This window comes from Pedobacter insulae (assembly GCF_900113525.1).
Classification (GTDB): domain Bacteria; phylum Bacteroidota; class Bacteroidia; order Sphingobacteriales; family Sphingobacteriaceae; genus Pedobacter; species Pedobacter insulae.
Genome location: NZ_FOPP01000004.1, coordinates 219,089 through 231,475, shown reverse-complemented (window position 1 = coordinate 231,475; position 12,387 = coordinate 219,089). Strand labels below are relative to the sequence as shown.

The following is a 12,387-nucleotide window of genomic DNA, read 5'->3' as shown; positions in this document are numbered from 1 at the left end:
TACTCACTAATGAGATTTGCCTGCTAATCAAGATCATACAGCAGTGTTTTGCAATTATCAAGCGGCTATTCATTTTTCGCATTGCCCAGGAGAGCATCTTCGGTTAAAAATACGAAAATGAATATTAAAAGAAACGTAGTAACTAGCCTGCTAATGCTCTGCACCTTCCAATGCATTGCACAGGAAGTCAAAAACGTAACAATTAAGGGAAAAATCCTGGAAGCCAGTACTAAGCAGCCTATTGCAAATGCCAGTGTAACCTTACAATTGGCCGAGGATCAAAAAAACATCAAAAGTTTTGCGGCTAACGAAAATGGAGAGTTTTTGATAAAAATAGTCCCTGGAAAATATCAACTAAAATTTGAATTCATTTCATTTGTACCCTTTTTACTTGAAAATAAGAAAATTGATAGTGATTTAGATTTAGGGGATATATTGCTAAACGAAGACGTTAAACTCTTGCAATCTGTTAACGTACTCGGTGAAAAATCAAGTTTAGAACTAAATTTAGATAAAAAAGTATTCAATGTAGGTAAGGATCTAATGTCGAAAGGTGGAAATGCCGGCGACATTCTAAACAATGTCCCCTCTGTAAATGTTGACGCCAACGGGGTAATCAGTTTGCGGGGGAATAATGCAGTTCGCATATTAATAAATGGTAAACCCTCCATGATGTCAATGAACAATGGTTTAGCGCAACTACCAGCAAGTAGTATTGAAAAAGTTGAAGTCATTACCAATCCATCAGCCAGATACGAGGCCCAAGGCGGGGCTGGCATAATTAATATTGTATTAAAAAAGAACAGTTTATCAGGTTTAAACGGTTCCCTACAAGCTGGTGCCGGCTCGCCCGCGATATACAATGGGAATGCAAACATTAGTTTCAAAACAGAAAAAATTAATTTATTTACCAATTTAGGTTTACGGATTAGGAATCTATATTTAACGGAAAACCGTATTCAAACTACCATAGGAAACGTTGTAAAAAAGACCTTGTTTCAAGACAATTTCACAAAAAGGCGAGATGATTCTTATGATTTTTATCTGGGGGGAGATTATTATATCAATCCAAAGAACACTTTAACGGGAAGTTTTTTTCATAGTACGCTGATCATAGATAATGATATTGATTATAACTATAATTATTTCGGTAATAACAATACGCGCGATAGCAGTATTTACAGGCACGAGCATTATAGAGAGCCAAAAAAATACAATCAACTGGAACTATATCACGTTAAAACCTTCGATAACAAAGATCACAAGTGGACTACTAGCTTACAATACGATTTTTGGAATGATGATGAAAATCAGCATATCAATCAGCAGCAAACTTTTCCGAGTTCAATTTCAAGCAGCAATTTAACTACCAAAAACATTGAGCGTAGCAATGATATTTTTATCCAAAGTGATCTGAAAACAACTTTAGGCATATTTGGGAATTTTGAAACAGGGCTTAGAAGTGACCTTCGCGCAATAAGAAGCGATTATTGGGCCAAATCTAATGATATCTTACTTCCTCAATATAACAACAAATTAAACTACGACGAGAACTTATTTAGCGCCTATGTGCAATTTGGAAACAAAATAAAAAAATTAAACTACCTATTAGGACTTAGAGCAGAAATGTCTTTTATTGGCATTTCTGATAGGGTTGGAACTTTTAATGAGAAAAAAGAGTATATAAACATATTTCCAACTGCGCATCTCGTGTATAATCTTCAAAAAAATACAGACTTACAACTAAGTTATAGTAGAAGAATTAACAGACCCGAATTTTGGCAACTTAATCCCTTTGGGGGACTTTCTGACATCCGTAATCTCACTGTCGGCAATCCAGACCTAGACCCTACCTATACTAATTCTTTTGAACTAGCGCTATTAAAAAGATGGAATAAATTTACTATTACCCCTAATTTCTATTTTGCACGTACAAATAACTATTTTCAGTATGTACTTAAGCAAACCGCTGAGGGTAACTTTTTACGAACTCCAATCAATCTAAATAATGAGGAACGATATGGCTTGGAAATATCAAGTACTTACAATCCAACTTCTTGGTGGCGATTATCTTGGAACTTAAACTATTATAGGTTTAAACAACAAGGTGCATTTGAAGGCAAGGAATACGGCGTAGATGACAAAATGTGGACTACCCAGTTAAACAGCAGGATTAAGTTACCAAAAAATTTAGCTATAGAATCATTAGTTAGTTACCGGGCTAAGTTTAAAGACATCCAATCCATCAACAAAGCCCAATACCGGGTTAACCTGGCGATAAGCAAAGACATCTTACAGGAAAAGATGACCATCAGCGCCACTGCAAACAATATTTTCAACTCTTTAATTGACCGGCAAATACTTAATGCACCCACTTATGAATTACAATCTAGGTATAATGGCATAGGACCCATTTTAAATGTCACAGCAGTTTACCGGTTTAACAGAAAAAAGGGGGAAAAAGATCGCTTACCAGAATAGTATTATTAAACCTTTAACAAAATTAAAAACATGAAAAATCCCATTACTTTTATATTAGTCATAGCTTTATTAGCACCTTATAAAAAGGCGCAAAGTCAAGGTTTTAAATCTGCAAATGAGCATACAAGAAGCTCAATCGATTCATTGATTGAAGCGAAAATGTCCAAAACAGGAATAGTAGGTATGAGTGCGGCCATCATCGTTAACAATAAATTAGCGTGGATAAAGGGATTCGGGTATGCGGACAGAGAAAAAAGAACGCCGTTTACGCCAAAGACTATCATGAATATTGCTTCAATCACAAAAACATTTACCGGCGTTTGTTTGATGCAAGCTGTTGAAGACAAGAAAGTTTCTTTGGATGAAGACATTAACACCTATTTACCCTTTAAAGTGGTTAATCCAAACTTTCCGGATGAGAAAATAACATTAAGACATTTAGCCACACATACTTCTGGGCTCGTAGACCGCCATCCTTTTTATGGCGATAGCACCCAATTTTATGGAGGGGAAAAACCAGAAGATCTTGGTTCATTTATAAGTAATTATTTTTTGCCCGAAGGGAAATATTATTCAAAAGATAATTTCTTACAATCAAAACCTGGCACTTATAGAGCATATAGTAATGTGGGGGCAGGATTAGCTGGTTATATCGTAGAATTGAGAACAGGAGAAAAACTTAGCGAATATGCTAAAAAACATATATTCAAACCATTAAAGATGTATAATTCTGGCTGGTCATTGTCGGATATAGATATTAATAAACACACCAAACTTTATAGTAAGCAAGGCGACAAGGTTGAACCTATACCTTTATATGAGAGTACAACTTATCCAGATGGAGGTATGCGCACCTCAGTAGCTGAACTATCAAATTTCTTTAGCTGCCTATTAAATGATGGAAAATATCAGAAAGTTAGCTTACTAAATGAAAAAAGTGCGCGTGAACTAACTCGATTCCAATTTACCGAACAAAATAAGCCGGAAAACGTAAAGTTAAACGGACTGAATTCCGGAATCTTCTGGGCAACAAAAATGGGTGGCACCCGCATTGGTCATAACGGTTCAGATCCTGGAGTGCGTACTTTTATGCTGGCCGACTTGACCAAGGAAGTTGCCGTAATATTCTTTTCCAATACTTCGTTAAACGAAAACGAAGAAGGCCTATTCTTTGATATTTATGATGACCTTTATAATTACGGTAACATGCTAAAAAATTCTAAGTAAGCTGCTAACTTAAAGTTCCTTTAAATATTCCAGGAATAAATTCAAGGCCTTTCGCTTAGCTGAGGTTAGGTCGAAGTCTAGCTTATTCATCAAATAGTCTTCTAAATCAAAACCAGGAACCGAAGGAAGTTCCTTTAACAAAGCCTGACGCTGTGCTAAGCCCAATTTTAGTGCAGCGTTAAAATCGTCTATAAATGGCGTTGGAATACTTTTATTCGCCACCCAAGCTGCATAAACAAATGGTAAACCGGTAAATTTCATCCATTCCTCTCCCATATCATATGCATACTTAAACTCGCTTTTACGCGCAAAAGTTCGGTCGCCAATTAAAACAATGGCATCACAGTCTTCATCTTGGTTCACTTTAAATTCAACAGGCACTTTAAAGTGGAACTTTAATAAAACTTCTGCCAGTTTATTAGATGTACGTGATTCGGGGTCAAGTTTTACCGTTTTAATTTCGGCAGCAGGAACATTGGATAAAATAAACACTGAATTAACGGCACCAACAGATCCAATACAATAATCACCAACAATCTTCGCACCCTGAACAAAAGGAATGACCGCAACTGGAACTAACCCTATATCTACCTGATCATTAATTAATTTTAAAGCACAATCTGCAGGAATATCTAAAGCTAATGAAATCTGATTTGATACCTCAGATTTTTGAATTCCGTAAATAAAGGGTTTGGTATTGGTATAAACAACAGCCGAAATTTTGATCTTATTCAATATATTTATTTTTTTAACGCTTAGCAGTTGGCAAATAATGATCCAGGTGCTCGGTATTGTTAAAATCTATCACCTCAAATTTGTTCCCAACATAACTTAATCTGTAAAGTGTTGTATTTTGGTGAGGAAAATCGGCCATTTCAGACAATGGCTTATTGAGCAGGTAACACAACAACAGGCGCATTGCTCTCCCATGCATACAGACCAAAATACGGCCTGCAGTCACATTTTCTTTGATGAGGTCAACTGCTTTTGTGAGACGGAAAAGCACTTCATTCGGACTTTCACCACCTTCAAACTTCGCTTCATAATTGCCGCCCTGCCATTTCTCAACAATTTCCTTAAAAGCGTGCCTTGCTTCTTCTGTATTAGGCTTACCCTCCCAATCTCCCCATGCTAATTCATCTAAACCTTCTAACTGTTCCCACGGGATAGCTAAATCAATAAATTTCTGAACAGTTTGATGGGTTCGTTTAAGTTTTGAGGTATAAATATAATCGAATGGAATATGCCGATAGTGTGCGAAAAAAGCATCTGCCTGTTCTCGGCCTGTGTTATTTAAATCTGTATTCACACCCCTACCTTGTACAATCCCCAATCTATTTAATTCAGTTTCGCCGTGGCGGATGATATAAAGTTCTACCATATAATCCTCCTAATTGATAACGGGTAATTTATAATATTGTGGTTTAACTTCATTTTCAAAAACAACGTCCGTATAATCGGTTACAACATGATATAGCGTATCTCTTTCAATCGGCTTACGACCAACCTGCTTAATCAAATTAACTAATTCTTGGGTGCTCATTGCCGGGTTCTGTTCCTCTGCACCCGCCATCGAATAAATTTTAGTGGTATCATCGAGAGTTCCGTCAATATCATCTACACCAAAATTTAAAGACATTTGAGCCGTTTCCCTGCTAATCATAGCCCAGTAAGCCTTAATATGATCAAAATTATCTAGGTAAATACGGCTAATTGCATAATTCCTTAGATCCTCAATAACAGAAACTTCCGCTATGTGACTCATTTGGTTATGCTGATTTCTAAACTTTAAAGGAATAAATGTCTGGAAACCACCAGTTTTATCTTGCAACATACGCAAGCGATCCAAATGATCAATGCGATGTTCGAAGCTTTCTATGTGGCCGTATAACATCGTTGCATTTGAGCGCATCCCTAATTTATGCCATTCTTCATGAATAGCAAGCCATTGGTCGGCGGTACATTTATCTTTTGCAATCTGCTCCCTAATTTCCTCGGCAAATATTTCTGCTCCGCCCCCTGGAATTGATTCTAAGCCTGCTTTCTTCATGAGGCTCATTCCAGTTGCATAATCTATTTTTGCCTTCTTAAATATATAATGATATTCTACCGGTGTTAGTGCTTTAACATGCAGTGCGGGACGATGCTGTTTAATTGCCGTAAATAATGTACTATAAAACTCAACGTCGTACTGTGGTAAAACGCCCCCTACAATATGCACTTCTGTAACCGGCTCATGGTCATATTTTTTCACAATGGCTAACATTTCTTCCATTGTTAAGGCCCAACCCTCTTCTTTCTGTTTAATTAGCCTGGAATAGGAACAGAATTTACAGTCGTAAACACAGAGGTTAGTCGGCTCTAAATGAAAGTTTCTATTAAAATAAGTAAGATCTCCATGCTTCTTTTCTCGGATATAGTTAGCCAAAACGCCTAAATATCCAAGTTCCGCATGTTCATATAAGTAGACACCTTCCTCCAGGGAAATTCGTTCATTATCCTTAACTTTCTGGGCTATGGTTAATAATGGCTTCGGTAGATTCGGGTTATTTAAAAGAATAGCTAATGATTGCACGTATGATTTTCCTTAATGATTAGCAAAAGTACAATATTGCTGTTACTGAACATCATTTTGTTGTAATTTTAATAGGTCATTCGATAGGAGAAACCTTCGAATGACCTATTTTATATTACCTTACTGCTTTGGTAAAGTTGAGTACTACGTAAGCTGAACCACTCCCGTATTCAATTGGTGATTTAATAACCATGTTATTATCATCTGCAGAGCTAAGCATTAAACGATATCCGTCGGTTATATTTTTTGGTTTTTCACCTTCATTTACTTTCTTAAACTGAAAAGTTTCATCTGCGGTGCTCACAGACCAAAAAATATTCTGAGTCTTAGCTCCACAAGTAGAATTTGCCGGTAATTCATATTTACCATTACCACTGTTTGTTAAACTCCAAGTACTACCAATAAAACATGCGTATGAATTCTCTCCTAAAAATGACTTCACTGCAATTTCTGGGATATTTTCGAAAGAGACATTCGATAAAATCCAATTTCCACTAACGTCTCCCCGTTTCACTGCAACGGTTCCAGAAGTTGTTTTTGGAGAGCAGCTATCTAAAGTGATGAGTAAGCCAAGAGCTAGGCTGGCGATTAGGAATATTCTTTTCATGATCTTATAATTATTTAATTTTGTAGATGATTACATAAATCTTGCCAAAAATAATTCAATTGTCCTTTTATCGAGTAAATTTGCTTTGATAATTCGATCTATATGAAACCTGAAACTAAAGCTATTCACGCACTCAACCACACCGAAGCAGCTACTGGCGATGTAAGCATGCCCATTAGTTTATCCACCACATTTTATCGCGCTGAAGATGGAGGTTATCCTGGGGGCCATATGTATAGTAGAGTGAGCAATCCAAATCGATCAGCTTTAGAAAGTGTGATTACTGCATTGGAATTTGGTGCTGAAACCTGCACATTCTCCTCCGGGAATACGGCTGGAATGGCTGTCTTCCAAGCTTTAGATCCCGGCAGCCATATTATTGCGCCTGATGATATGTATTGGGGTTTCAAAAAACAGCTGCAAAGTATGTTCAGTACTACACTTAGCTTCGATTTTATAGATTTAACAGCAATTGAAAATATAGACAGCTATGTAAAACCTGAAACAAAAATGATCTGGGTGGAAACGCCTTCCAATCCATTATTAAAAATAAGTGATATAGAGGCAATTGGAAAAATATGCAAACAGCATCATTTAATTCTTGCCTGTGATAGTACATTTGCCTCACCGATGTTGCAAAATCCATTAACATTAGGTGCTGATATTGTTATGCACTCTACTACCAAATATATAGGTGGCCATAGCGATGTCTTAGGAGGTTCTTTAACGACCGCAACCGTTAATCCATTCTGGGAAAAAATTAGAAATATACAACAAATTGGCGGTGCAGTACAGTCGCCGTTTGATTGCTACTTACTACTTAGAAGTATTAAAACACTAGCCTATCGCATAAAAGGTCACTGCGAAAATGCAATGGAATTGGCGAAGTATCTAGCCGCTCATCCAAAAGTGGAATTTGTATACTATCCTGGGTTAATAAGTCACCCTCAACATGAGATTGCGAAAAAGCAAATGAAAAATTTCGGCGGAATGCTTTCCATTCTAGTCACGGGAGGTGCGGAAAGCGCACGAAAAGTAGTAAATTCAGTACAACTATTTTCCCAGGCAACTAGCTTAGGGGGTGTAGAAAGCTTAATAGAGCATAGAGCTTCTGTAGAAGGGCCCGACACTAAAACTCCACAGAATTTAATTCGAATTTCAGTTGGACTCGAGCATGTAGATGATATCAAAGAAGATTTAAACCAGGCATTAGCACAAATTTAATAAAAATCGTATTCACTTTCAGTAAGTTGATTAAATATCAGAATATAATTTTGTAAATGAAATATTATATTCCTACCTTTGAAATATTATTTGGCGAAGGCTAAATATATAAAGTCAATTCCTTTATTGGTTTGATTTATAAAGAAGTGGCTAGAGACAGGCTCTTTGACCCACTGGCAACCCTCCCAAACGGAGAAGGTGCCAATTCCTGACCGGGTAACATGGTGTTATTTGGAAATATAAATTTAAAGAATATGAAAACTTTCAATTCAATTTCGCTTCGCGAGAACTTGGGTCTGAACTCAAAACTGGTTTTTTTTACGATAAATATGTCGTATAGTAAAAGTATATGCTTTAGCATGTGCTAACCAATAATCTTCCATTTTATTTTCTTTAAACTAGGAAAGCATCGGTTAAGCCTCTTCTTTTAAGATGATTATGCCCATCATTCACACTTACAACTTTAATAAATGAGCACTACTTCAATATATAAGCACCCTAAAATCTTCAAACTCGAAAACGGAAAAAAATTACGTAATCTGGAAATTACCTATCAAACATTTGGCAAATTAAATGCTGCTAAAGACAATGTAATTTGGGCCTGCCATGCTTTAACCGCAAATTCGGATGTACTAGATTGGTGGAAAGGATTATTCGGGAATAATGCATTATTTAACCCGGAGGAACATTTTATCATTTGTGCTAATATAATTGGCTCCAATTATGGCAGTTCCAATCCATTAAGCAAGAACCCCGTAACCGGTTTGCCATATTACCTTTCGTTCCCGGAATTCACGATCAGAGATCTGGCTGCAGCTCATCACTTGTTAACCAAGCATTTAGGCATAAACAAGATTAAGGTGTTGATTGGCGGCTCATTGGGAGGACAACAGGCATTGGAATGGTCGCTAGCTGGCACTAATGAAATTGAAAATTTAATATTGGTTGCTACCAATGCGGTTCACTCACCTTGGGGAATTGCCTTCAACGAAAGTCAGCGTTTAGCCATCAGTACTGATCGTACTTTTTATGCAAACCAACCAGATGGAGGATTAAAAGGGTTAAAGGCAGCCAGGAGTATTGCACTATTGTCCTATCGCACTTACGAAGCTTACGCAGCTACACAACTGGAAAGTGTTAATGAAAAAACAACCGGTTATCGGGCAGCATCTTACCAGAATTATCAGGGAGAGAAGTTATGTAAACGTTTTAATGCTTATAGCTACTGGTATTTAACCAAGGCAATGGATAGCCACAATGTGGGCAGAGGTAGGAAAAGTGTTACAGATGCATTGAACAATGTAAAATCGAACACCTTGGTTATAGGTATAGAAAATGACGTGTTATTCCCTCTCAGTGAACAAAAATTTTTAGCAACACATATTAAAGGTGCGCAACTTAGCAGCATTAGCTCAGCATATGGACATGATGGATTCCTAATTGAAACGGATCGCTTAACTAATATTATTGGAAATTTTTTAAAGGAAAGTCCAAGCGAGAAAATAATAAAACTAAATAGAACAGCATAATTTTAAAAATAAAAAATGAGTAAGAAACTTAAGATCGGGTTATTTGGATTTGGTGTGGTTGGTCAGGGGCTGAATGATATTATTCGCAGTCAGAGTTTAAATTTGGAAGTAGTTAAAATAGCCATTAAAAATCCTGATAAGGAACGTACTTTACCAGCGTCGTTATTTACGACTTCTCATGATGAAATTTTAGATAATCCTGAAATCAATACCATTGTGGAATTAATCGATGATGCAGATGCTGCATTTAAGATTGTAAAAAAAGCGCTCAGTAATGGGAAAAATGTAGTATCGGCCAATAAAAAAATGATCGCTACACATTTACAGGAGTTGGTGAAATTACAGGCCGAGCATGGCACTTCCCTGTTATACGAAGGCGCTGTATGTGGTAGTATCCCTATCATTCGTAATTTGGAAGAATATTATGATAATGAATTACTACACGGCATAAGCGGTATTTTTAATGGATCTTCAAACTACATTTTATCGAAGATATTTAATGAAGGACTTGCTTATCAAACTGCTTTAAAGCAAGCGCAGGATTTAGGCTTTGCTGAAACAGACCCTATCCTAGACGTTGGAGGTTATGATCCTAAATTTAAACTTACCATTGCAACGGCACATGCTTATGGTCTCTTTATCAATCCCGACCACATCTTAAATGTTGGTATTCAAAATCTATCAGACAATGACATCCAATACGCTAAAGAAAAGAATTATAAAATTAAATTAGTCCCTACTGCCCGTAAAATTAGCACCAAACAGGTGGTTACCTTTGTATTACCAAAGTTTGTAAAAGCCGACGACTTCTTATACAATGTTGAAAACGAATATAACGGCGTGACCGTTCAAGCAGCATTTGCCGACAAACAATTCTTCTTTGGCAAAGGAGCCGGAGGTCACCCAACAGGTGCAGCAGTATTATCAGACATCGCAGCATTACGCTACGATTACCGTTATGAGTACAAAAAATATAACCAACAAAACGGTCTTATTCACACTGACAAAGTAAACATTGAAGTTTATCTACGTTATATACATGAATATACCGTTGATAAGCTACAAGTTGAAAATATTGTGGAACGCTTTTCTCGAAACGACTACAAATACGTAATCGGAAGCGTTAGCTTAAAAAATCTTATCGCCAATAAGGACTTATTAATTCAAAAAGATGTATTTATCGCGCAAACCGGGAAACTAAATTACAGTGAGGATATGATAAAGTCGATTGCCGAGGAAGGTGTATTGTTAAATTAATTAATTATTTTTTTTTGTTTTACTTGCAAAAAGCTCTGGATTTCGATTCGGAGCTTTTGCTTTTTAACACCACTGAGGTCGGATTATTAACAGTAAACTTATAGCTCTCTATTCAGGTCCCATTCCTCGAGATAATCCGCCACCCGGCGTACAAAGGAACCACCTAATGCTCCGTCAACTACACGGTGATCATAGGACAGCGATAAAAACATCATATGCCGAATAGCAATTACATCCCCAAATTCCGTTTCTAATACCGCAGGCTTTTTCTTTATGGCGCCAACTGCCAAAATCGCAACCTGTGGCTGATTGATTATTGGGGTACCCATAACATTGCCAAAAGAACCAACATTGGTTAGCGTAAATGTACCGTTTTGAGTTTCATCGGGCTTTAGCTTCGAGATGCGAGAACGACTCGCTAAGTCATTCACCGCTTTAGTTAATCCTACCAAATTTAGTTGATCTGCATTCTTAATGACAGGTACAATTAAATTTCCACTTGGTAAAGCTGCTGCCATACCTATATTGATATCTTTTTTCTTAATAATTTGTGTCCCATTTACGGTAATATTAATCATTGGGAAATCTTTTATTGCTTTACTTACCGCCTCGATAAAAATTGGTGTAAAAGTAATTTTTTCATTTTCACGTTTTTCGAAACTAGCTTTTACTTTATCACGCCATTTAACCAGATTTGTTACATCAGCTTCAACAAAGGAAGTTACATGGGGTGAGGTATGCTTGCTCATCACCATATGATCGGCAATCAATTTACGCATTCTGTCCATCTCAATAATTTCATCGCCACCGCTCACAGAAGTTGTCCGTTGTTCAGTGTTCGGTGTTGGTCTGGATGGCTCTTCCTTTGGCAAAGGTGTTTCCATTACTACAGTCGCTACTTTCTCAGGCTGGCCGCCATTTTTACTTTGAATATAATTTAACAGATCATCTTTTGTTACACGTCCCTCCGACCCTGTCCCTTTAATTTGATCGAGTTCATCAAGAGAAATATTTTCTTGGGTGGCTATGCTCTTAACCAATGGCGAATAAAAACGGTCGGAACTTTTAAAGTCTGGTATCTCATCAACCTGATTTGTTAATAAATCAGTTCCAGGCACCTGTGAACTATCAACTACTAACTGAACACTATCTGCTACCAACTGGGCACTATCACCTACTATTACCGGGCTTTCAACAGAAGATTCTGTTTCAATAATTGCGATTACCTCGCCTACCTGTACCACATCATCAATGGCAAACAATTGCTTTACCAATTTCCCTGCCACTGGCGACGGGACTTCAGAATCTACTTTGTCTGTCGCAATTTCCAACACGGTATCATCCAATTGGATCATATCTCCAAGTTGCTTATTCCATTTAATGATGGTTGCTTCTGCAACACTTTCTCCCATTTTTGGTAACAATAATTCGTATTGAGCCATTTTATTCTAAAGTTATATCCGGTAGTTAGACGCAAAATTACATTT

At 37.0% G+C, this 12,387-nt stretch carries 10 protein-coding genes and 1 riboswitch; of the genes, 5 read left to right on the top strand and 5 right to left on the bottom strand.

Features of this window, described 5'->3' with window-relative positions:
• Positions 1-117: 117 nt before the first annotated feature.
• Both BM207_RS08375 and BM207_RS08370 read left to right on the top strand, forming a co-directional pair.
• Positions 118-2,481 (top strand): TonB-dependent receptor, encoded by a 2,364-nt coding sequence (locus tag BM207_RS08375; protein WP_143095931.1) that lies wholly within the window; start codon positions 118-120, stop codon positions 2,479-2,481.
• Between the two features lie 30 nt (positions 2,482-2,511).
• Complete coding sequence (locus BM207_RS08370; protein ID WP_090993124.1) at positions 2,512-3,708, top strand: serine hydrolase domain-containing protein; 1,197 nt, start codon at positions 2,512-2,514, stop codon at positions 3,706-3,708.
• A gap of 9 nt (positions 3,709-3,717) precedes the next feature.
• Here BM207_RS08370 and BM207_RS08365 read toward each other — a convergent pair whose 3' ends face one another.
• The 4 genes from BM207_RS08365 to BM207_RS08350 form a co-directional block, all read right to left on the bottom strand.
• The gene (locus BM207_RS08365; protein ID WP_090993123.1) at positions 3,718-4,443 is read right to left on the bottom strand and encodes a menaquinone biosynthetic enzyme MqnA/MqnD family protein; all 726 of its coding nucleotides are present in this window, start codon (positions 4,441-4,443) and stop codon (positions 3,718-3,720) included.
• A gap of 13 nt (positions 4,444-4,456) precedes the next feature.
• Positions 4,457-5,089, bottom strand: coding sequence for a histidine phosphatase family protein (locus tag BM207_RS08360; protein ID WP_090993122.1), 633 nt, complete (start codon positions 5,087-5,089; stop codon positions 4,457-4,459).
• Positions 5,090-5,098: 9 nt separating this feature from the next.
• Entirely contained in the window at positions 5,099-6,283 is a 1,185-nt protein-coding gene (gene mqnE / locus BM207_RS08355; RefSeq protein ID WP_090993121.1) for an aminofutalosine synthase MqnE, read from the bottom strand.
• A gap of 115 nt (positions 6,284-6,398) precedes the next feature.
• Entirely contained in the window at positions 6,399-6,890 is a 492-nt protein-coding gene (locus BM207_RS08350; RefSeq protein WP_090993120.1) for a lipocalin family protein, read from the bottom strand.
• A 102-nt stretch (positions 6,891-6,992) separates the two neighbouring features.
• On the opposite strand from BM207_RS08350, the gene BM207_RS08345 reads away from it, so the two are divergent.
• The 3 genes from BM207_RS08345 (at position 6,993) to BM207_RS08335 (ending at position 10,900) form a co-directional block, all read left to right on the top strand.
• Positions 6,993-8,114, top strand: coding sequence for a trans-sulfuration enzyme family protein (locus BM207_RS08345; RefSeq protein ID WP_090993119.1), 1,122 nt, complete (start codon positions 6,993-6,995; stop codon positions 8,112-8,114).
• A gap of 133 nt (positions 8,115-8,247) precedes the next feature.
• A riboswitch (SAM riboswitch) is annotated at positions 8,248-8,360 on the top strand.
• Between the two features lie 224 nt (positions 8,361-8,584).
• Positions 8,585-9,643 carry a homoserine O-acetyltransferase family protein gene (locus BM207_RS08340; RefSeq protein WP_090993118.1) on the top strand — a complete coding sequence of 353 codons (1,059 nt, stop codon included), beginning with the start codon at positions 8,585-8,587 and terminating at the stop codon, positions 9,641-9,643.
• Between the two features lie 15 nt (positions 9,644-9,658).
• Positions 9,659-10,900 (top strand): homoserine dehydrogenase, encoded by a 1,242-nt coding sequence (locus tag BM207_RS08335; protein ID WP_090993117.1) that lies wholly within the window; start codon positions 9,659-9,661, stop codon positions 10,898-10,900.
• A 98-nt stretch (positions 10,901-10,998) separates the two neighbouring features.
• Here BM207_RS08335 and BM207_RS08330 read toward each other — a convergent pair whose 3' ends face one another.
• Positions 10,999-12,342 carry a dihydrolipoamide acetyltransferase family protein gene (locus BM207_RS08330; RefSeq protein WP_090993116.1) on the bottom strand — a complete coding sequence of 448 codons (1,344 nt, stop codon included), beginning with the start codon at positions 12,340-12,342 and terminating at the stop codon, positions 10,999-11,001.
• Positions 12,343-12,387: the final 45 nt, after the last annotated feature.